Consider the following 23,549-nt stretch of genomic DNA (forward strand, 5'->3'; position numbering starts at 1 on the left):
TTGTGAATCAAAATTTTTGTACCGGTACAATTAAATAAAAGGTACATTGTTACAGCACAACATTAAATATACAATCATCATATACTATTTTTACTTATACTTTTTAAGGGGTGCTGTATATGACAAGTTTACAAGATCAGCTTTTCACAAGATTAAACCTTGAAAAACGTAATGACGTAACGTTTGAAGCGTTAAATACAATACTCTATGCATTTGCACACACTATTCCATTTGAGAATTTAGATGTTATAGCAGGTAATACAAACATAATTTCTAAAGAAAGCTTACAGAAGAAAATCTTAACTAACTCTCGCGGTGGACTATGTTATGAATTAAATACTCTTTTTTACTATTTTTTAAAAGATTGTGGTTATGATGTACAACTAGCATTAGGTACCGTATATAAAAATGATATAAACGCTTGGGCACTTGAAGATGGACATATAACAATTATTTTAAATTATGATAATGCACAATATTTAATTGATGTAGGTATAGCTTCGTTGGTACCTCTCGCACCAATACCATTTAATGATGGGTTTGTTTCTTCTAAAAATGGCTCGTACCGAGTGAGACAAAAAGATACGAGTAAAGGAAACTATATTTTAGAAAGAAGCGATACTAACGGCGAGTGGAAAGTTTGTCATGCTTTTTATAATCGTATGATTGATGAAACAGTAGTAAATGACGTCCAAAGAAGAGTAATAGAAGATGAGAAATCTATTTTTAATAAAGGACCAATTGCAGTCAAATTGACGGATTTCGGTCATATTTCTTTAACAAATACAAATATAACTGAAATTAATTGTGGTCAAAAAACGAAGCGTAGTATTACAGAGAATCAATATAGAGAGTTGTTATATACTTTATTTACTATTGAGTTGTAAATATCAAAATAGCCGGTTCTTATTCAGAATCGGCTATTTTAATTATTTTTGGTTTAAATGGTTTTCGTCTAATATGTTTCGGAAACTGCGGTATAGTTAGTGTTTTTAACGTTTCTGCAGCTTCTTCATATGTATGAAAAACTGGTTCTTTTCCATTGTCTCCTTGCAAAACTAGTCCTTCATCCCGGATTACATACGGCATAAAACTACTCCTTCTAGTAAAGAATTATGTTTTTTTGCAACAGAATGATACGATTTAAAGTTTGATTTTCTTAATAGATATAATACACTAGAACAGTATAAAAAAGTATATACAATGAATATTAGATGTAAAGGAAGATTATTATGTCAGTAATTGATAAATTGAAACTTAATAAGTATACAAATATGGTTGTTATTAATGAGCCAAGTGATTATGATATTTTTACAGGTAAAGAAACTACATTTTCAAAAGAACATGATGCTGTTTTTATTTTTGTAGAAACGCTTGATGAGATGGTAGAGCATACAAATTTCATTATTAAAAATGAAGAGTTGTTACTTGAAAAAGGTTATGTGTTTTTTGCATATCCGAAAAAAGGAAATGCTCGTTATAGTACTTTTATTCACCGTGATGAGATGTTTCCAGCATTACATGTTGGTGAAGACGGATATGTAGGAAAAAGCGATATTAAATTTGCGCGCATGGTAAGTATGGATGACGTCTTTACTGTTGTAGGTTTGAAGCGTGAGAAGAAAAAAGAGAAGAAAACACCCGCTGCGAGTCAATGCGTTGCTGATTATGCAAATCGAATTAAAGATGTTGAAGCATTGCTAACTAATCATCCAAATGAGCTTAAATTTTATCAAAGTTTAACTCCTGGATATCAAAAAGATTGGGCACGTAATCTTTTTTCTGTAAAACAAGAAAAAACGCGTGAAAAACGTCTAGAAAAAATGATTGAGGTTCTTTCACAAGGTTATAAAACAATTGATTTATTCCGCAAAAAGAAAAAATAAGATTAGGAAAGTCACAATGATGCAACAATTAATTGTGATGAGTACATTTAAAAAAGGATTCATTCCTTTATACTAAGGAATGTTCTTACATAATTAGCAAAAGAGAAAAGGTGTTTGAAATGAAATCGTATATTGTAGTTGGAGCGGGAATTTTAGGAGCGTCTACTGCTTATCATCTTGCTAAGGCTGGTGAAAACGTTACTATCGTGGATCGCCAACAATTAGGTCAAGCAACTGATGCAGCAGCAGGTATTGTCTGTCCATGGCTTTCACAACGTCGTAATAAAGCATGGTATAAAATCGTTAAAGGCGGTGCACGTTACTATTCTTCGTTAATTCAGCAATTAGAAGAAGACGGTGAAACGAATACAGGATATAGCCGTGTAGGTGCAATTAGTTTACATACTGACGAGAAAAAGTTAGATCAAATGGAAGAGCGGGCTTATAAACGACGTGAAGATGCCCCAGAAATCGGTGAGATCACTCGCTTATCAGCTGAAGAAACGAAAAAATTATTCCCGGCATTATCGGAAGAATATAGTTCTGTTCACATTAGTGGTGCTGCACGAGTAAATGGAAGATTATTACGCAACGCATTAATAAGCGCTGCGAAAAAACATGGTGCAACTTTTATAAAAGGAGATGCCATATTAGTCCGTGAAGAGAATCATATTACTGGAGTTAAAGTAAACGATGAAACAATTTTAGCAGAAAAGGTTATTGTAACTGCAGGCGCATGGGCAAACGAAGTCTTGAACCCATTAGGAATTAATTTCTTAGTTACGTTCCAAAAAGGACAAATTGTTCATTTACAAATGGAAAATACAGCAACAGAAAATATGCCAGTTGTTATGCCGCCAAATGATCAATACATCTTAACGTTTGACGATGGGCGTGTCGTAATTGGTGCAACACATGAAAATGATACTGGTTTTGATCATCGTGTAACGGCTGGTGGTTTAAATGAAGTATTCCATAAAGCGTTAACAGTTGCGCCTGGATTAGAAAATGGGACAATGCTTGAAACGAGAGTTGGATTTAGACCATTTACACCAGGATTCTTACCTGTTATTGGGCCACTTCCTAACTTTGAAGGGATACTCGTTGCAAACGGATTAGGTGCTTCAGGTTTAACTGCTGGTCCATACTTAGGTTCAGAACTTGCTAAACTGGCGTTAGGACAACCAATTGAATTAGATTTAAATGATTATGATGTTGCTGGAGCAATTGAATAATAAAAAAGATTAGGAGCGAATCCTAATCTTTTTTATTATTAGCTAATTACTATATGGAGTGGGGGTTCTTTTGAATAAGAACACCACTGATAAAATAATGATTACAGCCTTTAAACTGCCCCAATATGGATAAACAGCATAATCTGTTAAACTAGCATATTGAAAAATGTTCTCTAAACCGAAAATCCCAATCATGACTGATAAAAGAAATGAAGCTGATTCAAACGTCCCATTGCGATAGAGGGTAAATAAATACACTGCGAAAATTAGTGGTAAGATGATTTGTAGTACGATTGTCATAGTTCATCCCCTAGATTATTTATAATTATATTATATAAAAAATTGTAATAAAAAGGAATATCAGTTGTTTGATACTAATAGAACTACTCTAATCATATTCTTCTATAAAAAAGCATAAAAAGGGGTGTAAAGTTAATTGACAAAAGTTAAAGTTAGTTTACGACCCATTGTTCATAATATAAATTTACCGACCGTGATAAAAACAACTATACTCCCAGGCGATTCAACTGAAAGACTATTTATTGCAACCCAATTAGGAGAGATTTTTCATATAGGAGACGGAGCTATAAAGACATTTTTAGATATTCGTCACAGGATTATTAAATTAGGTACATTTGAAGAAGGTGTTTCTAGTAGTGGATATGATGAACGAGGATTGCTAGGTCTAGCGTTTCATCCACAATTTCATCAAAACGGTTTATTTTATCTTCATTATTCAGTAGCTGGAACTCAAGGACCGGGCGCGCTTTCTGAACAATTTAAACCGAATCCTTGTGACCCTAAAACTTTAAACTTAAAGTGGGTAAATAGAGATACTCAATATGATCATATCGATACAGTTGAGGAATGGATTTTACAGTCATATAGTCAACCTCAAAAACGAAGAACATTACTTAATATAAGAAGACCATTTTTTAATCATAACGGAGTCAATAGTTTAAACTTTTCACCGGAAACTGGAAAACTTGTTTTTACAAATGGAGATGGTGGATCGGGTTATGATCCATTTAATTTAAGCCAGGATGATTTAGAAATAGCGGGTAAAATAATTGAAATTGATATAAGTAAAAATACATTCATAAATAATCCTCCAGTAGTTACACGCTTTAATGAACTTCCTTTATCTATGCAAGAAACACTTACAGTAATTGCAAAAGGAGTTCGTAATATAACAGGCATTTCATTTCAACGGTTTTATAATCAATATGTAAAATATGCTGGAAACGTCGGACAGGATATTGTAGAGTCTATTTTTTCGTTTGTTCATTATAAACCAATCCCAGTTACCGAACTCGTTCAAACGTATTTAATGAGATCTACTCCTAATCAAGAAGGATTTATTAACTTTGGTTGGCGAGGATGGGAAGGAGATTTGCCCACCTCTTTTATAAAACACTGTTCTGAAAATCCGACTTTGGATGAGAGAACGATGGCTTATTATGATGAAACAATACAAACATCAGTGAGTCGTATACAGCCTCTAATTAGTTATTTTCATAAAGATTCAAGACCAGATAAATTTGGAGGAACTGCACTTACAGGAGTCCAGCCATATATGGGAATTGCAATCCCGAATTTAACAGGTAGCGTTGTGTTTACTGATCTCGCCAAGAAAGAAGAATCTCAATCTCCAGTTAAAGGTGTTTTAGCTTATACTAGAGCAGATATAAACGGTAAACGTAATGATTTTCAAGTTATTGAAACCACTTATGATTTTGGGTCTCAATCAGCTTATCACGTTAGTTTGGGAACAAACTTAGATCAAAGTAGATTATATTTAGGCGTTTACGGTTCTATGAAAGTTACTGATTTTAACAAAGGTACTATTTTTGAAATTGTTCCTTGATACGATATAAACTCGCAGTCTACATTTTTCAAAATGCACGATCTTTTGTCCCCCTAAAAATACTTCTATGTATAAACGACTATTGTATAGTGATCGGTAACCAGCAGAAAGTAACACATAAACAAAAAGTGTATGAATAATATAGTGAGTGATGAATTAGGTATCTTTAGGGGGGATTTTGATGAATCGATTTGTCCGTTATTGGTATCAACTGATGATAGAGCAGGATGCGTACTTTGTTCATAAAAGAAAGTTGTCCCTTGTAAATAAGTTAGTAATTACAGCTTTAATGAGTGCACTGGCTACCATGTTTCAAGCAGCAGGGAACTTAATTCCCGGTATAGGATTATTCATTAGTCCATTTGCGACGTTACCGGTTTTTTTTGCTATTTGTTATTCTATTCGTGAGGGAATACTCTCTTATGTTTTAACTATTTTCCTTCTATTTATTATTCAACCAAGCGAACTATTTGTTTTCCCTTTTACTACTGGCTTATTAGGTATAGCGTTAGGAATATCTTTTTTACAATTGAAGAGGAGAATATGGGTGGTTTCTTTTTCGGCGATATGCCTACTTATAGGTATTATGATCGTTCTCGATATTTTCCGTTTTCCAGTACTCGGCCCTACTGTTCATACAACAATGGATTTGAAAATTATTTCATTAATATTTATACTGAGCTTTCTATACTGCTGGATCTATGCAGGTCTTTGTAAAATAATGATGAATAGATTATATAAAGTATTGTATTAATAATGTCATAAAATATTTTTGAACAAATATACGTGTGATGCCATACAAGTTTAAAAAGAATCCGTAAATATGATAAGGCTACTGTGTAGTACAAAATACATTTACAATCTAAACTTTTCTCGGATATTTTCATAGATTGGAGAATTAATTCATGACTAATGTTGCGATTAGAAGGCCGAATTCGAATGATATAGATGAACTATACTTATTTTTCCGTATAGTCATTACGAATACATATAAAGACGAAGGGTTATCACAATTAGTAGATGACATAGAAAATGAAATTAACTCGAAAAAGCAATATTTAAAAAATGATTTTGATAGTAATGGAGAAAATCGTTACTTTTTATTAGCGATAGATACAAATAACGATAAAATCATTGGAACAATTGAAATTGGTCCAGCAAGTACATTGATTAATAGTTGTACAAGCGGTGTACTTAAGGATTTGTATGAAATAGGAACTGTATTTATCCTTCCTGAGTATCAAAGAAAGGGTATAGGGAGTTTATTACTAAATGCGATGTATCTTACATTACTTAGTAGAGGAATAACAGAATATTGTTTAGATAGTGGATACAAAAAAACGCAAAGTATATGGACGAAAAAGTTTGGAAAGCCTAGTTATGTACTAAAGGATTACTGGGGAGAATCAAACAATCATATGATTTGGAAAAAGAGTTTGCATGATATACCTATAATATTTGGATTATAAAATGAAATATACTGTAGAACATAGCTTTTCTTACATACTTATGCTATTATTTATCTTTATAATAAAAGAGGACGTGAATGAACTTGATTAAAATTAATATCCCTGAAGCAGATGTTTCAATTACTGAACGTAAACAAGTTATTAAAGGAGACGAGCCAATCATTACTCCAATTAATGGTTTTATTGATTTCCACTTGTTCCCTAGAGATAAAGGCGGCATTTTTATGTTTTACAATATTAATGACGAACTTCTTTTCGTAGGAAAAGCTCGTAAAATTAGACAACGTATTAAAAAGCATTTTGAAGACAATGTTTCACCAATCAAAAACTATCGTGATGAAGTATACCGCATTGATGCATGTATCGTAGAAGATCCAACAGAAAGAGAAATTTACGAAACATATATTATCAATGAATATAAAGCAAAATATAACGTTGATAAAGTATTCTACAAATAATCAACAGCAAATAAAAAACAATCCTAGCAAATACGCTAGGATTGTTTTTTATATTCAAATCGTACTATTATGGACATGTTCGGAATTTAAAAAGTTGAATAAAATTGACAATGAATATCATTTTTATTTAATATGAAGTCGACACATTTAATTGAACATGGTTTTTGTAAAGAAAGTCTACTATTTTATAATAGTAATAGATTTTTATTAGGGTGTCAGTTTCAAGAACTATGACTGATTCTTTTATGAATTTAAACGTAGGAAGGGATAAAGTAAAAATGAACTGGAAAAAAGGCGGATTATGGATTATTATTTTTTTCATAGTAAAAGGTACGATTTCGACACTTTTAATTGTTACAGGTGCTAAATATTTTGATTTATCATATATGCAAATTTTAGTACTAATACTGATTTTATTGCTAATCTCTCTAGTAGGTCGTAAATTCCTTTATAGACATAAACAAACCAAAAAACAAAAAGAGATAAATATATAATAAAGCCCCAGAGACCTTTGGATTTCTGGGGTTTTACTTCGACAGTCTTTTTTATTAAACTAACCAGCAGTTTAGTTGTACAAGAAATACTACTATTTGGTATTGGTTAGTCAAACTTAAACAAACTAGTGGATCAAACCTATTTGTTGGTTCATCTTAGCTTTATTCTTCATATTTTTCTCCTTTTTTAAAATGATTAGCAGCAATGAAACAAAAGACACCTATAAATAAAAGTACAATTCCAAGTGTTTTATGTTTTCCTTCAAAGAAAGGGATATCTGAAATAACATTTGTCATACATAACCCGAAAAACACAAGGATAGGTCCCGCCCAAAGTAATACATTTCCGAATTTTGTATGTTTCCACATGTAAACCATCCTCATTCTATTTCACATATATATCCACAAGATATACGTAAATTCCAAAGAGAAATGCACTTTTTTTCATAACGAAAATTCAATCTTCATATATTGGTACAAGCAAATGCGAAAGGAGACAATCATGAATTGGTTAGAGGCCTTTATTTTAGGTATAATTCAAGGTTTAACAGAGTTTTTACCAATAAGTAGTACAGGGCATCTTTATTTAGGAAGACATTTGTTTCAATTAGATGAAGCAGGGTTGTTTTTAGATACGATGCTACATATTGGGACTTTGCTTGCGGTGTTTATTTATTACAAAAAAGAATTTATATACTTAATTAAAAATCCATTTTCAAAGCTGATGTTATTACTTATCGTAGGGACGATACCTGCTGTTGTGATTGGATTATTATTTAAAGACTTCTTTGAAGACATTTCAAAAACAGGTATAACGATTGGTTGGGAATTTTTAGTAACCGGTTTCTTTCTTTACATGGCAGATAAACAAAGAAATGGTCGTAAAAAAATGGATGACATTACATATAAAGACGCATTAATTATTGGTTCATTTCAAGCGGCAGCTATTTTCCCAGCAATTTCTCGTTCTGGTATGACAATCGTCGCTGCATTATGGAGAAAGCTAGACCGTGAAACAGCTGCTTATTTTTCTTTTTTATTATCAACGCCAGCTATTGTCGGAGCTATCATCTTGCAATTGGCAGATGTTTTTCAAGGAAAAGCAGAATCTATTTCTGGTACATCTTTAATTGTCGGAACGTTATCAGCAGCGTTCTTTGGATACATAGCAGTTTCATGGATGATTCAATATTTAAAACATCATTCATTAAAAGTATTCGCGTATTATGTATGGGGATTAGGTATTTTAATATTAACGTTGCAATTTACTCGTGTGTTTTAAAATAATTAAGAAGCTAATTACTTAAGATCCTGTTTTCATTTGTATACAACAGGATCTCTTTTTATTAAGGGGGAAAATATGTTTAATAAGGCGATTGTTATTGGTGGCAGTATGGCAGGAAAACTCGCAGCAAAGGTATTATCTAATACTTTTGAAGAAGTAATCATTTTAGAGGCTGGAGAAAAATGGGACGGAATAAGTCATCGGAAAAGAGTTCCACAAAGTAATCATCCGCATGTGTTATTAAAAGGCGGCGAAGAAGCACTTGAGGAATTGTTCCCTAATATTACTAACGAATTAATCAAATCAGGTAGCATCGTAAATAACTTTACTCTTGATTTAAAATGGCATCAATTTGGTCTATGGAAACAACCTTTCAAAGGTGAAATACATATGATTCAACAAAGCCGTGCCCTGTTAGAATCACATATACAAAAACGAATTGAACAAGTTTCAAATGTTATTACGAAGTATGACATGTCGGTTGAGGAATTACTAGTAGATGAAAAACTTAATAAAGTATATGGAATAAATGCTAAATGTTTGAAGACAGGAATGAAAGAAGAATTTCACGCAGATATTGTTGTTGATGCAAGTGGATTTGGTTCGAAAAGTATAAAGTGGTTACAAGCATACAATATCGAAGTAATAGAAGAGAAAGTGCGAATTGATTTATTTTACGCAACTAGATTGTTTAAACTCAAAGAAAATGAGGAGCTAGACTGCTGTAATATTCTAATGTCGCCAAGTTTCCCTGAAAACCCTTACGGTGTTCTAATTCAAACAATTGAAGATAATCGTTATTTTGTTACTTTTAGTGGATATGCAAATGAGAAAGCGCCACAAACAGATGAAGAATTTTATAATTTTGCTGAAAACCTGTTAATTCCTAATGTAACAGATTTCTTAAATAGAGCTGACGCAATTACGGATATTAAAACGTACAAAATTCCTTATCAAGTACGTCGGCGATTTGATCTAGTAAATAATTTACCAGAAGGATTTTTAGTTATTGGGGATGCACAATGTCGTTTTGATCCTGTTTTCGGTCAAGGTGTTTCAGTTGCAGCTATGGAAGCTTATCAGTTGCAATTACTTCTGCAAGGTAGGACAAAACTTGATAAAACATTTACGCAACAATTTTATAAAAAGGCCGCTAACATAATAGAAACCCCTTGGGATATGACAACAACGGAAATATCACGTCACCCTAAGCTGAAGAGAGAGTTAACTAGTAAACAAAAATTTCAGTTATGGTATACGAAACAAATATATCGACTATCTGCAAGTGATTCTGACGTGTATATTCGATTAGTACGAGTGATGAATTTAATTCGTAGTCCATTTCATCTATTTCATCCGAAAGTGCTACTTACTGTATTACTTAATCGAAAGAAATAGCAGGAAAATAATTGATTAAAAAAGAATGTATAACATTTAGTAAATTAAGAAGGAGTAAGTGCTATGAAAATATACATAGAACAACTAAAGAAACGTGATGCTGAGGATTTATTTAAGTTTGAACTTACGAATAAATCTTTTTTTGAAACAATGGTACCAAATCGTGGTTCAAAATATTATGATTTTGAATATTTTCAAATACTACTAAACGATTTGTTAATAGAACAAGCAGATGGAAATTCTTATTTTTATCTAATTCATAATGAAGAAAAAGAAATTGTAGGACGAATAAATTTAGTAGATATAGATACGGAAACTCGAATCAGTTCATTAGGTTATCGAGTTGGAGAAAAGTTTACTAAAAAAGGCGTTGCAACCGCAGCTGTAAAATTAATTTTAGACGTAGCGAAAAATAATGAAATTAATGAGGTTCATGCTAAAACAACGATTAATAATCTCGCATCACAAATTGTACTAGAAAAAAGCGGGTTTTCTTATAAAAATGAAGCAGATACAACTTCTGTAGTATTAAACGGAGAACATGTAAATTTCGTACATTATATTTGGAGAAATACTTCATGTTCAAAATAATAGGGGGGACTTATTCATGAATGATTTACGTTATCCAATTGGCCAATTTACATACAAACATCCTATAACTGAAGAAATGATTGATACATGGATTCAAGAAATTGAGGATTTACCTAATGAATTAACAAAGGCAATTAAAGATTTAGATCAGAAGCAGTTAGATACGCCATATCGCGTCGGTGGATGGACGGTTCGTCAAGTTGTTCATCACGTTGTGGATAGTCATATGAATAGCTACATACGCTTTAAATTAGCACTTACAGAAAAGAATCCAACTATTAAACCGTATAAAGAGGAAAAGTGGGCAGAGTTACCGGATTCAAAGTTACCAGTAGATGTTTCACTAGTAATGCTAGATTCATTACATAAAAGATGGGTTAACCTTCTATATTCTTTAGAACTTGAAGATTTAGAAAAGACATTTAATCATCCTGAAACTGGTGAAACAAAACTTGCTGCTGCTATTGGACTATATGCATGGCACGGACGTCATCATACAGCTCATATAACTTCACTAAGAAAGCGACTAAATTGGTAACATGGAGATTACTTTAGAGAAGGCGACAGAAATTGATGCAAAAGTTATATTTCAAATGCAAATAGACTCATTTAGGCCTTTATTAAATAAATATAAAGACTATGAAACAAATCCAGCAAATGAATCTGTTGAAAAAACTATTTCAAGAATTAATAATACCGATGGTGGCTACTATAAAATAAAAGTGGATTCGGATCTTGTTGGAGCAATATGTATATCACATAAAGAAGAGAAATCTAGATTTTGGATTAGTCCCATGTTTATTCTTCCAAACTATCAAGGAAGAGGAATTGCTCAAAAGATACTTACTTTAATCGAAGGAATGTTTCCTGAAGCGATAAGTTGGGAACTTGCTACTATTTTAGAAGAAGAGAGAAATTGTTTTTTATATGAAAAGATGGATTATAAAAGAATAGAAGTTATAAAGAAATTAAATGATAAAACTACACTTATTTATTACAAAAAAGAAAGGTAAAGCACTTGAAATACGCTTTACCTTTTTATGTTATTTCAGATTAAATATACAAAATCAATGCATATTCTTCCAAAATACTCGGGTTAGTAATTTCAGATATGAATAAAAATGCACAAAAGACTATTTCGTCGTATATGATACTAACGCTTTTTGAATGCTTATAATGCTATCGTCACCTTTAAAATCTTTCGTAATTGGCGCACTCAAACTAGAAACCCATATTTTTAGCTCTGCATCTAAATCAAAATGCCCAGCCGTTTCAATACTAAATTGTGTAATGCTTTTATAAGGGATAGAATGGTATTCTGTTTTCTTACCAGTTACTCCTTGTTTATCTACTAAAATAAGACGGCGATTTGTAAATACGATTAAATCACGAATTAATTTATAGGCATGCTCAACTTTTTCATCATCTAGCATAATCTTTTCTAAATCACGTTCAACGCTTTCTGTACTCGCATTTGATGCGTTTCCTAAAATACCACTAAATAAACCCATATAAAATTCCTCCTTTATTATCTGTGGAATGAGTTACTTACATTGTACCATGTTACTTACTAAGAAATTATGACATTACTTTAGTAGTTTCTGGTTATTATTGCAATTATATTATACAACCTCATCCTAACATCTTATGCTAATATGAAATTAAGAAAACAGAAGTAGAGGTATTAAGCATGAAGAATATCGGTTTAGTATTAGAAGGCGGCGGGATGAAAGGATTATATACGGCAGGAGTACTCGAATATTTCATGGAAAAGGACTTATTTTTTCCATATGTAGTCGGTGTATCTGCTGGAGCCTGTATGGGAGCAACCTATTTGTCACGCCAACAAGGGAGAAATAAGAAAGTAAATACAGAGCTAGTATCAGATCACAGATATATATCTTATCGAAACTTAATTCGAAAACGTGAATTATTTGGAATGGATTTTTTATTTGATGAAGTTCCTAATAAAATTGTCCCGTTTGATTTTCAAACTTTCCTAAACTCTAATGAACAGTTTGTAATTGGAACGACTGATTGTAATTCAGGACAGGCTGTTTATTATAATAAAAAGGAACATGGAAATGATATTTTAAAAATCATTCGTGCATCAAGCTCTGTTCCGTTTATAGCACCTGCTGTAGAATACGATAATCGGAAATTGTTAGATGGAGGAATAATAGATCCTATACCAGTTTTAAAAGCACAACATGATGGTTATCAAAAAAACGTCGTTATTATGACAAAACCAGAAGGATACGAGAAGCAGCGGAATAAATTCTCTGGACTTGCTAAAATTTTATATAGAAAATATCCGAAAATCGCAGAACATTTAATAGAGCATTATCGTTTTTATAACGAAACCGTATCTTATATGAATCAAAAAGAACAAAAAGATAATTTTTATGTCATTCAACCAAGTGTACAGCTTCCAACAAGCGGAATAGAAAGAAATAAGGAAAAGCTCGTTAATTTATATAATCTTGGCTATAAAGATGCCCATAATCATTTTGAAAATTTATTGAATTGGATAGAGAAATAAAGGGGTGGAACGTTGATATTAGGAAAAAAGGTTATTTTTAATGAATTGCAGAAAATGCATAGTCCACTACATAAACCGTTTCCTTATCGTGCTACAGGAAAATTACAGCGAGACTTAAACAGTAAATTTACCGAAGATGACTGTATAAACGCTGATTTTAATTATTATTGGATGCATACAGCAGGAACTTTAAGTTCTGTACTAAATGAAAACGAAGAGAATATTACGGTTCAATAAATAAAGTGGCTGCGAAAATCGTTTTTTGAATGGTTTCCGCAATATCGTTTTCTAGAAACAGAAATTGTGAAGTATCCCATTTTGTATAGAGATTTCATGAATTATGAGAAGGTCCGGAAACTGTTACTTTATTACCTTACTGAATAAAAGTGGAGACGTACAGGTTACATTACTTGTGCGTTTTTTCGTTCATAAAATATACACTATTAACAACTTGTTTATATAGGAATTCTAATGAGAAAAAAGAATTACATATAGAATGATGTAAGGAAGGAGAGGTTTGGTAGCTGTTTTCCTTTAAATTAATGCCCAACTTAAATATTTTGAGTAAAATCCGCTTCTTAATGGTATTATCAAATATCAAGGAAAAAAATTCAGAAATGAAGAAGGGACAGGATTAATATGGAAAACGTATCAAATGTAGATAAAGTAGAATCAATAAAATCTTTACAGTCAACAATCCGTAAACTTGAAAAGGCCTTATCACAGATGACTCAAAAAGGCTCAAACACTACTTTAGTGAAAAAAAGACTCAAAGCAGCTAGTATCGGCTTAGCTATGTTAGAAAGTGTTTGGAATCAAGAAACTCATCATTATACTCAGGAAGATTTAGTAGAAGCTCGAAATGTTCTTATTGGTTTGCTACCATCAATTGAAAAGATTTATGATAAATCAAAGCCTGGGAGTCCTCAAAGAACGCTTTTAGAAAGAAGAATAAAATCGTTGGAACTTTCTATTCAAGCAATTGATAATTTTTCTAATAAATAACTCCTCTAAACACATAACTTTCGACTATTTTTATATAGGAATTCTAATGAGAAGAAAGAACTACATATAGAATACTACAAAGGGGGAAGAGGAGTGACTTCAATAATTAGTCCTAAGTTAGAGGAACTTAATAAACAATTAAAAAACGGAAACGAGAAAGCTTTTTATACTTTTTTGCATGAAATAAGTTCAAATAATGCCCACTAATAGAACAATGTCCTGTAGATAATCAGTATAAGCTTATAACGTATATATGGTTAGGTGACCGAAAAACCGAAAACGTTTATGTATTCGGTAGTTTTCCTGGTTGGGATCTGTCTGTAAATCAATTACAACGGTTGTTACAGACGGATATTTGGTATCAAACGTTTAGGACGGATAAGAGTTTTATTTCAACTTACTATTTTACAGTAAACGATTTTTTCGAAAATGATTGGATAAAGCGTAGTGAACAGTACCAACTAGACCGATTTAATGGAAATACATTTGGAGAAGGTGCCCATAAAGCGTCTGTGTTAAACATAGGTATGGAAGTGCAGTATAGCAGTCGTTTTCCTTCAAATCATTATCCATCTGGAAAAATTGAAACATATTCTTTTCATAGTTCGATTCTAGATAACACACGTAAAATTCATATTTATACGCCTCATGATTATTCTCACACTTCACATCTTCAAGAACTTCTCATTGTATTTGATGGAAATTCATTCATTAATGACCTTTCAATCGCAAGCACACTCAATTATTTAATTAACGAAAAAGAAATCCCGTCTTGTATTGTTGTTGCTATAGATCATGTTGATCGGCTAGAAGAGCTAACTTATAACGATAAAATGAATACATTTTTAACGGAGGAATTACTTCCGTGGATTCAAACTAAGTATCACGTATATCAAGAAGAGAGGCATACAATCATTGCTGGTTTCAGTCTTGGTGGCTTAGCAGCTTTTTATGCAGCGCTTCAAAATCCACATATTTTCGGGAATGTGTTGTCAATGTCTGGATCCGTACACTGGAAAAAGGATGGTTTTGAAAAAGAAATTCCTTGGACTGAGTATCAGATTCTATTTAATAATTTAAACGCATATCATCTTAAATTTTATATAGCAGCAGGAGAACTTGAAAATGAACCTCTTTTAACGGCTAATAGACGCCTGTATGAAACTTTAAAAGGAAAGGGATACCAAATTACTTATGAAGAGTTTCAAGGTGGTCATGACAGTGTTTGGTGGCGCGAAAAGTTGTTTGATGGATTAAGAGCATTAAAACATACAAAAACAACGCTGTAAAATAGAAGGAGGATTGAATCTATGAATCAAGAAGAACTAGATAAAAAATTAAAAAAACAAGAAATTTTAGTGAAAGATGAGAAAGTTTGGTCCTATACGTATGAGGATCATATTAGTTCTATCGTTAAACAAGCAGAGAAGAAAGGAGCTTTTGATAATTTACCTGGTAAAGGGAAACCTCTTAATCTTGATAAAGATCTTTCATACAATCCTGACAAGCAACTGTATAGAACTTTGAAAAATAATCATGTTTTGCCTAAATGGATAGAACTTTCAAAGGAAATTGATGTTTTAAAAGAAAGTCTAAAAGAAACAACAAATACAACAGAAGCAGCGTATTTAATTCAAACTATTAATAAAAAGGTTTCAGAACATAATTTAATTTGTCCGCCAAGTGCGCAAAAAACGAGGGTGAAAACGGATTTTTAACACTTTTCAATTAAGCTAGCTCTTACTATATAATTAAGTAAGGCATTTTCAACTTATTATTATAGGGAGGCAAATGTGGTGAAGAATACGTATCAACTTCAAATTCCGAAAGAACTAGAACAGTATCGTAGTAATTTAGAAGAAAGTGTAAAACCGTATATTAAAGTGTCTGGAACACAAGCAGAGACAACTCTTTTTGAAAGTAAGTTTGGTGGATATCCGTATTTACCTACCAATCAAGAACATCCTAAAGACTCAACAGGACAACCTATGATGCTTCTTGCGCAGTTAAACTTTGAAGAAATGCCGCATATTGAATTTATGCCTCAACACGGAATGTTACAGTTTTTCGTAAGTGCTGATGATGAGCTTTTTGGAGCAGATTTTGATCATCCAACAAGCCAAAAAGACTTTCGAATTATTTATCATTCTACAATTACAGAAGATTTAACTACGGTTATTACTGATTTTAGTTATTTAAACACTTTAGAATTAGAGGACTTTATCATACCCGAAGCAGCAAAACTAAATTTTGAATTGGATTATCAACCAGTAACATCAAGAGATTATCGATTTGAAAAGATTTTTAACGATAACATTGATTGGGAAGAAACTGTTGATAAAGAAAACAATACAGAATTAGGCGAACTGTATGATGATTTATGTGAAGATCAAGGGCATAAAATTGGAGGTTATCCATTTTTCACACAGACAGATCCAAGGGAATGGGAAGAAAAATACCAACAACATGATATATTATTGCTGCAAATCGATACAGACAATTCATTAAATATTATGTGGGGAGATTCTGGTGTTGCTAATTTCTTTATACGTAAGGAAGATTTGTTGAACCTAGATTTTTCCAATGTTATTTACAATTGGGACTGTTACTAAAAAAACTAAAATGAATTACTAGCAAGCTAAAAAATCTTCCTGAAGTTTAGGAGGATTTTTTTATATTAAAAATAAGCGTTATGTTAACTAATATATAGAAAGACGAGTACAATAAAAGTCAAGCGTAAATAAAAGAAATAACAACAAAAATATAAAACTGTAAAAAGTGTGTAATTAGCAATAAATCTATAAAGTAAAACATAAAATGAAATTTATAATGTATATTTTCTATAGAAAAAATTATTTCGCATGAAAATTTTCTTGCCGCTCTAAATTATTTTTGATTCGGTAAATGATAATTTATAACCAATTAAAATTTGCTGTGATTAATTTATAGCAAATAAACGATAAAAACGGTATAAATTCATTTAGATAAGATTTTATATGAATCTCATTGGAAATCTCTGTTTCGTCTCATTAAGTATAGTTTACTTGGTTTTTGATACGTGAAATCACTTTGTTTCTGTAACTGCCTATAATATATATTATGTCAACTAAATAAAAGTAATAAACTTATTATATATTAGTTGTAGGTTTTTGTATGCTTCCCTTTTCTTTTTCTTTGTTTGTACGTGAATTAGTTCTTTGTTATTAAATCAATGCCATTCGATTGCTTTGATATTTATAATTCATTTGTACTTATAAATGTTTTTTATTTAAACAACAAAAAGCAACTTGTTTTAAATAAAAACAAGTTGCTTTAAGGTTAATCATTAGCAGGTTTTATACATTAGTTTGTTGCAACAATTGCTTCGATTAATAATTTGTCTTGAATTAATCCGTTAACTTTTGTGGCTGAACTTGCTGGTGGCTTGTTTGTATTGATGTATACTAAGCAAGTATTTTTCTAATTCTTACATATTAACCTATACAATTATTCTTTTTTTGAAAAATAATGTATTTACGCTTTAAATACAACCCTTTATCTTTATAAATCCACTCCGAGAACTTATTAACATTCTTTTTACCACTTAGGTATATACGATATTGTTTTTCTTTGTCGACAAAACTTGATTGGAATTTATTATTCTTAAGGATACTTTTAAAAGAATTCATAAAATTATATGATCCTCCAACAAAGCTAACAAAATACTTATGAGAGTTTACATGACCATCCCCATCAAAATACCCACGAACAAAATGATGTAGATATTCTTCTGGTACAAAAGGAAATTCAATGTTAAATGATTTACATGGCATAATTCCGTGTATGTTCATAAGATCATCTTTTATTGTTTTACTATTAATGTTTAGCATATATACGCCTGTTTTGTTGTTTTGGTAAAGTGGCTGATTTGTGTTTAGTTCTTTTTTTATATCTTCTAAAATGTCACTTTCTTTTTGTGATATACTGACACATTGGTTTTCTTTTTGTATAACGCCGTCAGCTGCTATAAACCCTAATATATAAGCCATGTTGTTTGACCACGTTTTAAAATAATCTTCTTTTATGTCATACTTTCTCTTCCAACTCCCTATAGCGCGTCTTGGAACGTTATTTTCTGTTAAAACCATACGTATATACCTAGCAGACACATTAGCAAGTATGGCGATTTCTGAGGTGCTCTTCCCTTCTGCATACAGATGAATGATTTCAGATTTTGATAGTTTACATTTTGAATTCTTTTTTCCCTGTATTTGCACTGGCATCCTCTTCTTCCTTTTGTTAATTAGAGACATATTTTCTTCTATAACATATAACAAAACATACGTTCTTTGTTGCATATAAAAAGAAATTTACTAAATTAAAACAATTTACATTTACTTTATATTGGTTTTATCTGCTGCTGAATAAACTTCATTTTATATATACGAATAATAAATTTGATGGAATTATGAAATGTAATGCATTAAAGATGAAAGGTAAAATGATATAGTTTACACTACAAATAACCACAATAACTACATACGTAGATTGTTAAACGTAAAAAGGAGAAATAATGAAAAAGAAATATGAAAATCAAATCCATACTGATATGAGTTTTAAACCGAAAGATATTATAGGTTTAATGGCTGATTACTTTAAAATAAAATCTAAGCTGCGTCCTTTAAAGAATTTACCTATTGTTTTATCGAATACAGATAATGAATCTTTAGAGAGTGTGACATGGTTTGGGCACTCTGCTGCTCTTTTAAAAATAGAAGGTAAAAAACTGTTATTAGATCCGATGCTTGGAGATGCCTCTTCCCCATTTCCTGTCTTTAATAGTAAACGTTATAGTGGTGCGTTTTCTTTAGAACGTGAAGACCTTCAAGAAATTGATGCGATTATCATTTCTCATAATCACTATGACCATTTAAATTATAAAAGTATCATGGAGTTAAAAGATCGTGCAAAGCACTTTTATGTTCCAACTGGAGTTGCACGTTATCTAATTAAATGGGGTGTCTCACCTAATAAAATTAGTGAACATAATTGGTGGGATGAAATTTCGTTTGATAATATTAAATTAGTTTGTACACCTGCAAGGCATTTCTCAGGACGTAGTATGACAGATAGAGATTGTTCGTTATGGTGTTCATGGGTTGTCCTTGGACAAGAAACTAAAGTCTTCTTTAGTGGCGATAGTGGATACGCTCCTCACTTTAAGGAAATTGGCGATAAATACGGTCCATTCGATCTTACTTTAATGGAATGTGGGCAATACGATACGAGATGGTCTGCTATTCACATGTTACCGGAAGAAACTGTTAAGGCACATATAGACGTTAAAGGAGATTTACTTGTTCCTATTCATTGGGGTGCTTTTACATTGGCATTACATGAATGGAGTGATCCGGTAGAACGTGTTACGAAAGAAGCCAGACGTTTAGGAGTTAAAATCGCAACGCCGCAAATTGGTGAATCTATTACGTTAAAATCTTCAGACTATCCTTCATCAGCTTGGTGGAGAGAAATTTAATTATAAATATAAAAAGAGCGAACCTTCTTTTAAGGAATTCGCCCTTTTTTGTATTTAAGCTTATTTCACTGTATTTGCTTTCCCACTATCTAAAACTCTACTTGTCGGCACAGAGGTGATATCAATGATTGTATTCGCACTCTTATCAGTCAGTTCAATGAGTTCGTTTTCGTGCTTTATTTTATTTAAATCCCACACCATTCCATGAAACTCATTATGCTGTCCACTTACCCTTATAATACTTTTTGTTTTATTGGAAGGCTGTATTTGAAGGTTTGTAAATTGATTCCCACTAATCTCATTAGGGGTAGTTACTTGACTATCCATATAAATCATATTTACACAGTCCTCTAAAGAAAAGTTCATAAAACGGTTTGCGTTTATCCAAGCATGTCCAGCACTTGGTTTTTTTGCTACTAATTTTAGCCCTGTTTCCATTCCTGCTACTTTAATGTTTTCGAAGTTAATAAATGAGATTTCATTTTCTTGTCCACCAGAGTACAAAGAAATTCCTATACCTTTATTCGTTTCAGTCCAATTAATAATATTTATATCTTTTATTTGTGTTTTGTTCCAAGTGTTATAATACTTATTTTTACCGTCTAAATAGATAACTTCAGAATTGAACTTAGGATCATCAATAGCTATATAAGCTCCTTCAATAGAAGCATTTTTTTCTAGTTCCAAAACCCTAAAGTTTCCCTCTACAACAAATTGCGTTCCATAACCAAATAATAATTTAACACCTTTTTTAACAATGATCGGTGACGTGATTTTATATTTTTTATCATCGAGCAATACTGTTTTAATTTCACTAGACTCAGCCTTATTAATAGCAGATTGAATTTTCTTTGAATCATTATTCCCTTTAAAGTCTTCTACATACAACTTATCATTTTGAGCTGAATTTTCTTTTTTATTGTATTGATATAAAGCAAAAATAATTAAAACTATACCTAAGAGTAAAGCGATTATTCTTTTCATAATACTCATCCTCTTATTATATTTCCTCTTTAGTTATACTTCTAACACTCTAATATTCGTCTCTTTTTTATTTTCCTCCTCCCTCGTTCCATAATCCTTTTACAATGTCATATTCTCTATTTAGCATAAGTATTTCTTCATTTTTTTAATAAAACATAGTGTGCTTGTACATAATGTGATACATTCCTTTGTTCCTGATAAGCTCTTACTGGCAATATAAGATGTACTGCTGCAGGTTGCTCTCCTGCTTCAATTAATATCGGCCTCATAGAACCACCAAAGCTTAAAGTAACTATATCTTCTTTTATTGCTTTTAAAGCATCGACCATAAATCGTCCATCGAAAGATATATTTAATTGTTTTTCGCCACGAATAGTATTTATTTTTTGTGTCTCAGATATTTTACCGATTTGAGTAGCGTTAGAAGAAATTTTAATAGTGGATTCGTTGATGATTTCTAAGTTGACGTTGTTATTTGCCCATTCACTTGCTAATAAACTTGATCGATCTACACCTTGTAAAATCTTTTTTCTATCCAAGTTAATAACCGTTTGAAATTCATTTGGAATGAGGCTAGACATATAATGAAATGATATCTTTATGAAGATTGATGAATGATTGTTCCGTTAAAAAAGTAAGGTACTGTTTCTTTCTTTTGTAACATATTTAGTAAATGTGCTGATATACGTAAATGCGGCGCTGCTATATGTAATTCCATCCAAGAAATCTCTTCGATTTCTTTCGGCCTTGATATATATGTCTCCCCGCCGATTATTTCGCCTAAAAAATTAAAGAAAATTGCATGATGGTCTCTCTCTTCGAAAAAAGCTTCGCTGATGGAACAAATCCCATGTACAGATATATGTAGCCCTGTTTCTTCTCTCACTTCCCGAATTACTGCCTCTTCTAACGTTTCTCCATATTTAACTGCGCCACCTGGTAATGTGTAATAAGAGCCATGCTTCCCTTTATTTTTTACCATTAAGATCTTTTCGTTAGTTTTATCATATAAAAGCGCGTATGTAACATTGACTTTTTTCATACTTACCTCCTCTATTTTTAATAAAAGGAATTTTCTGTCTTCATCTCATTCTACCATTAACTCGTTTCAAATTGTATTGTCCTTTCTTTACATTAACGGCGTTGTAATGAAAAAGAGCCCTATCATAAGGACTCTTTTTCAAATTAAGCTGTTTTTCGATGTAACGATTTTATTTCTTTCTTCTTTTCTGCATTTGGAGGACGGATTAATATAGAGATAACGAAAGAGATAACAGATAGAACACCGATTGTAATAAACGTTGGTTGAAATCCTCCAAGTAGTGCTCCAATGAACGATCCTGCAAGTGCACCAAAACCGAAACCTTGGTAAACAATCCCGTAGTTTGTACTATGGTTTTTTAATCCGAAGAAATCCCCGACGATGGCTGGGAATATAGTGATATTACCACCAAAGCAAAAGGCAACGCTTGCTACACAAGCAAAATATATCCCGTAATTTAGTGGAATGAAACTTAAAGTGAAAACGGACAATCCAATAACAACAAACGTTGCAGAGACAATTTTTAATCGACCTATTTTATCTGATAATGTTCCGAGAATGATTCTACCAATCGTATTAAAAACTGCGATCATTGCAACGGCGTTAGCAGCGGTTGCTGCACTAAGTCCAACGAGTTGTACTCCAATATCTTTTACCATACCGATTAAATACAACCCGCCCATACACGATGTAAATAGCATGAAAAACAAGAGATATACTTGTTTCGTTCTCATCATTTCACGCGGCGTATAATCATTGTGTGATGTTTCCGTTACTGTGTTACTTACAATTGCTTCACGTAAGAAGAACGATCCAGTTAATACTAAAAGTAAGACAATAATACCCCAATATAAAAATGCTTGTGATACACCAAGACTATCAATAAGATTACCGTTTACATATCTAAAAATTAAGCTCCCCATTCCGTATGCTGAAACAGATATACCAGAAATGAGCCCTTTACGGTTTGGAAACCATTTAATTAAATTAGATAGTGATGTAATATATGCTGTTCCATCAGCATATCCAACGACAACACCGGCCAATAAATAAAGTAATGGTAATGAGGAAACTTGTGAACTAAGTATTAAACCGAGTCCTAAAACAATTCCTGCAGTAGCGATAAGTTTACGAAGGCCAAATTTTTGTTGTAGCTTTCCTGCAAATAGAGTTGAAAATGATAAAGAAAAACTCGTAATAGAAAAAGTAATCGCGACTGAATTGAGATTCCATCCAAACTTACTTACAAGGGGTTGATTAAATAAACTCCATGTATAAATTGTTCCTAGGCCAATTTGAACAATGATTGTACCTAGAACAATTAGTAACGGATTTACAGATGTTTGTTTCATACGTACTGTCCCCTTCTTTTATCATGACATGAATTTTCACAGTTAGTATATCCATGATAAATTGCAAGATACTGTACGAAAAATGGAAATTAAGTTAGTTTACACAAAAAGACACTTCATAAAGAAGTGCCTTTTCGCAGGTTATATCAGATATCTTTAAAGAAAGCTTTGTTAAGATAAGACATTTTCAAATGCTTATGTATACATATTACCAAATGATCAATTAAATGTGATGGGACTTAAGACGTATTTTTCATTCATCATATAGTCGGATAAGAAATTAATATTCAATTTCATCAAAATCCTTCGGCTGCGGTACAGTTTGCATATTAGCTGCATCTTTTGGATCACTATAAATCGCATTTTGTTCTGTATTTGTATCTTTTATAATTTCTTTTTTGTTTTTGTTTATTTTTTTGTTCATTT

Annotated in this window: 26 protein-coding genes and 4 pseudogenes; 20 read left to right on the top strand and 10 right to left on the bottom strand. The window is 31.9% G+C overall.

What is annotated here, in order from left to right; translation table 11 throughout:
- The first annotated feature begins 119 nt into the window (after positions 1–119).
- Positions 120–887 (top strand): arylamine N-acetyltransferase family protein, encoded by a 768-nt coding sequence (locus COC96_RS06950; protein ID WP_098266547.1) that lies wholly within the window; start codon positions 120–122, stop codon positions 885–887.
- A gap of 19 nt (positions 888–906) precedes the next feature.
- Here the strand turns inward: COC96_RS06950 and COC96_RS06955 are convergent, their stop codons facing one another.
- Positions 907–1,089, bottom strand: coding sequence for a hypothetical protein (locus tag COC96_RS06955; protein ID WP_002032339.1), 183 nt, complete (start codon positions 1,087–1,089; stop codon positions 907–909).
- Positions 1,090–1,232: 143 nt separating this feature from the next.
- Here COC96_RS06955 and COC96_RS06960 point away from each other — a divergent pair, with 143 nt between their 5' ends.
- Both COC96_RS06960 and COC96_RS06965 read left to right on the top strand, forming a co-directional pair.
- The gene (locus COC96_RS06960; protein WP_098768566.1) at positions 1,233–1,886 is read left to right on the top strand and encodes a YdeI/OmpD-associated family protein; all 654 of its coding nucleotides are present in this window, start codon (positions 1,233–1,235) and stop codon (positions 1,884–1,886) included.
- A 119-nt stretch (positions 1,887–2,005) separates the two neighbouring features.
- Positions 2,006–3,121 (top strand): NAD(P)/FAD-dependent oxidoreductase, encoded by a 1,116-nt coding sequence (locus COC96_RS06965; RefSeq protein WP_098768597.1) that lies wholly within the window; start codon positions 2,006–2,008, stop codon positions 3,119–3,121.
- 42 nt (positions 3,122–3,163) lie between these two features.
- On the opposite strand, the gene COC96_RS06970 is transcribed toward COC96_RS06965, so the two are convergent.
- Complete coding sequence (locus COC96_RS06970; protein ID WP_098768567.1) at positions 3,164–3,421, bottom strand: hypothetical protein; 258 nt, start codon at positions 3,419–3,421, stop codon at positions 3,164–3,166.
- A 136-nt stretch (positions 3,422–3,557) separates the two neighbouring features.
- On the opposite strand from COC96_RS06970, the gene COC96_RS06975 reads away from it, so the two are divergent.
- The 5 genes from COC96_RS06975 (at position 3,558) to COC96_RS06995 (ending at position 7,409) form a co-directional block, all read left to right on the top strand.
- Positions 3,558–4,988 carry a PQQ-dependent sugar dehydrogenase gene (locus tag COC96_RS06975; protein ID WP_098768568.1) on the top strand — a complete coding sequence of 477 codons (1,431 nt, stop codon included), beginning with the start codon at positions 3,558–3,560 and terminating at the stop codon, positions 4,986–4,988.
- Positions 4,989–5,169: 181 nt separating this feature from the next.
- The gene (locus COC96_RS06980) at positions 5,170–5,742 is read left to right on the top strand and encodes a hypothetical protein (protein ID WP_098768569.1); all 573 of its coding nucleotides are present in this window, start codon (positions 5,170–5,172) and stop codon (positions 5,740–5,742) included.
- A 151-nt stretch (positions 5,743–5,893) separates the two neighbouring features.
- On the top strand, positions 5,894–6,457 hold the full coding sequence (locus tag COC96_RS06985; protein WP_098768570.1) for a GNAT family N-acetyltransferase: 564 nt from the start codon (positions 5,894–5,896) through the stop codon (positions 6,455–6,457).
- A gap of 77 nt (positions 6,458–6,534) precedes the next feature.
- Complete coding sequence (locus tag COC96_RS06990; RefSeq protein ID WP_097903618.1) at positions 6,535–6,915, top strand: nucleotide excision repair endonuclease; 381 nt, start codon at positions 6,535–6,537, stop codon at positions 6,913–6,915.
- Between the two features lie 278 nt (positions 6,916–7,193).
- Entirely contained in the window at positions 7,194–7,409 is a 216-nt protein-coding gene (locus COC96_RS06995; RefSeq protein WP_097903850.1) for a hypothetical protein, read from the top strand.
- A gap of 162 nt (positions 7,410–7,571) precedes the next feature.
- Here the strand turns inward: COC96_RS06995 and COC96_RS07000 are convergent, their stop codons facing one another.
- Entirely contained in the window at positions 7,572–7,778 is a 207-nt protein-coding gene (locus COC96_RS07000; protein ID WP_098266553.1) for a hypothetical protein, read from the bottom strand.
- Between the two features lie 133 nt (positions 7,779–7,911).
- Between COC96_RS07000 and COC96_RS07005 the strand changes: the two genes are divergently transcribed.
- From COC96_RS07005 to COC96_RS07025, 5 genes and pseudogenes are all read left to right on the top strand, one after another.
- Positions 7,912–8,691, top strand: a complete 780-nt coding sequence (locus COC96_RS07005) for an undecaprenyl-diphosphate phosphatase (RefSeq protein ID WP_098266554.1) — start codon at positions 7,912–7,914, stop codon at positions 8,689–8,691.
- Positions 8,692–8,769: 78 nt separating this feature from the next.
- Positions 8,770–10,092 (top strand): NAD(P)/FAD-dependent oxidoreductase, encoded by a 1,323-nt coding sequence (locus COC96_RS07010; RefSeq protein WP_098768571.1) that lies wholly within the window; start codon positions 8,770–8,772, stop codon positions 10,090–10,092.
- Between the two features lie 63 nt (positions 10,093–10,155).
- On the top strand, positions 10,156–10,683 hold the full coding sequence (locus COC96_RS07015; protein ID WP_098266556.1) for a GNAT family N-acetyltransferase: 528 nt from the start codon (positions 10,156–10,158) through the stop codon (positions 10,681–10,683).
- A gap of 16 nt (positions 10,684–10,699) precedes the next feature.
- Positions 10,700–11,221 carry a YfiT family bacillithiol transferase gene (locus COC96_RS07020; protein ID WP_097903614.1) on the top strand — a complete coding sequence of 174 codons (522 nt, stop codon included), beginning with the start codon at positions 10,700–10,702 and terminating at the stop codon, positions 11,219–11,221.
- A gap of 1 nt (position 11,222) precedes the next feature.
- Positions 11,223–11,696: pseudogene (locus tag COC96_RS07025) on the top strand (GNAT family N-acetyltransferase); the annotation flags it as partial.
- A 120-nt stretch (positions 11,697–11,816) separates the two neighbouring features.
- Here COC96_RS07025 and COC96_RS07030 read toward each other — a convergent pair.
- Positions 11,817–12,194 (bottom strand): PH domain-containing protein, encoded by a 378-nt coding sequence (locus COC96_RS07030; protein ID WP_098266558.1) that lies wholly within the window; start codon positions 12,192–12,194, stop codon positions 11,817–11,819.
- A 179-nt stretch (positions 12,195–12,373) separates the two neighbouring features.
- On the opposite strand from COC96_RS07030, the gene COC96_RS07035 reads away from it, so the two are divergent.
- The 6 genes and pseudogenes from COC96_RS07035 (at position 12,374) to COC96_RS07055 (ending at position 16,842) form a co-directional block, all read left to right on the top strand.
- The gene (locus tag COC96_RS07035; protein ID WP_098266559.1) at positions 12,374–13,225 is read left to right on the top strand and encodes a patatin-like phospholipase family protein; all 852 of its coding nucleotides are present in this window, start codon (positions 12,374–12,376) and stop codon (positions 13,223–13,225) included.
- 12 nt (positions 13,226–13,237) lie between these two features.
- Positions 13,238–13,609 (top strand): annotated as a pseudogene (locus COC96_RS07040) (YxiJ-like family protein).
- A gap of 255 nt (positions 13,610–13,864) precedes the next feature.
- The gene (locus COC96_RS07045) at positions 13,865–14,230 is read left to right on the top strand and encodes a hypothetical protein (RefSeq protein ID WP_098266561.1); all 366 of its coding nucleotides are present in this window, start codon (positions 13,865–13,867) and stop codon (positions 14,228–14,230) included.
- 93 nt (positions 14,231–14,323) lie between these two features.
- Positions 14,324–15,519 (top strand): annotated as a pseudogene (locus tag COC96_RS27945) (alpha/beta hydrolase-fold protein).
- Between the two features lie 21 nt (positions 15,520–15,540).
- Entirely contained in the window at positions 15,541–15,948 is a 408-nt protein-coding gene (locus tag COC96_RS27950; RefSeq protein ID WP_142339964.1) for a J-domain-containing protein, read from the top strand.
- Positions 15,949–16,026: 78 nt separating this feature from the next.
- The gene (locus COC96_RS07055; protein ID WP_098768573.1) at positions 16,027–16,842 is read left to right on the top strand and encodes a YwqG family protein; all 816 of its coding nucleotides are present in this window, start codon (positions 16,027–16,029) and stop codon (positions 16,840–16,842) included.
- A gap of 861 nt (positions 16,843–17,703) precedes the next feature.
- On the opposite strand, the gene COC96_RS07060 is transcribed toward COC96_RS07055, so the two are convergent.
- On the bottom strand, positions 17,704–18,486 hold the full coding sequence (locus COC96_RS07060; RefSeq protein ID WP_098768598.1) for an LAGLIDADG family homing endonuclease: 783 nt from the start codon (positions 18,484–18,486) through the stop codon (positions 17,704–17,706).
- 296 nt (positions 18,487–18,782) lie between these two features.
- On the opposite strand from COC96_RS07060, the gene COC96_RS07065 reads away from it, so the two are divergent.
- Positions 18,783–19,745 carry an MBL fold metallo-hydrolase gene (locus COC96_RS07065; RefSeq protein ID WP_098266566.1) on the top strand — a complete coding sequence of 321 codons (963 nt, stop codon included), beginning with the start codon at positions 18,783–18,785 and terminating at the stop codon, positions 19,743–19,745.
- Between the two features lie 60 nt (positions 19,746–19,805).
- Here the strand turns inward: COC96_RS07065 and COC96_RS07070 are convergent, their stop codons facing one another.
- From COC96_RS07070 to COC96_RS27480, 5 genes and pseudogenes are all read right to left on the bottom strand, one after another.
- Positions 19,806–20,729: a hypothetical protein gene (locus COC96_RS07070; protein WP_098266567.1), complete on the bottom strand. Its 924-nt coding sequence runs from the start codon at positions 20,727–20,729 to the stop codon at positions 19,806–19,808.
- Positions 20,730–20,926: 197 nt separating this feature from the next.
- Positions 20,927–21,307 (bottom strand): annotated as a pseudogene (locus tag COC96_RS07075) (DNA polymerase III subunit beta); the annotation flags it as partial.
- 20 nt (positions 21,308–21,327) lie between these two features.
- The gene (locus tag COC96_RS07080; protein WP_098768574.1) at positions 21,328–21,771 is read right to left on the bottom strand and encodes an NUDIX hydrolase; all 444 of its coding nucleotides are present in this window, start codon (positions 21,769–21,771) and stop codon (positions 21,328–21,330) included.
- A gap of 143 nt (positions 21,772–21,914) precedes the next feature.
- Positions 21,915–23,123, bottom strand: coding sequence for an L-lactate MFS transporter (locus COC96_RS07085; protein ID WP_098768575.1), 1,209 nt, complete (start codon positions 23,121–23,123; stop codon positions 21,915–21,917).
- Between the two features lie 280 nt (positions 23,124–23,403).
- Complete coding sequence (locus COC96_RS27480) at positions 23,404–23,547, bottom strand: hypothetical protein (RefSeq protein WP_097903603.1); 144 nt, start codon at positions 23,545–23,547, stop codon at positions 23,404–23,406.
- Between the last annotated feature and the right edge of the window lie 2 nt (positions 23,548–23,549).

This window comes from Bacillus cereus, from assembly GCF_002577405.1.
Taxonomy (GTDB): domain Bacteria; phylum Bacillota; class Bacilli; order Bacillales; family Bacillaceae_G; genus Bacillus_A; species Bacillus_A cereus_AU.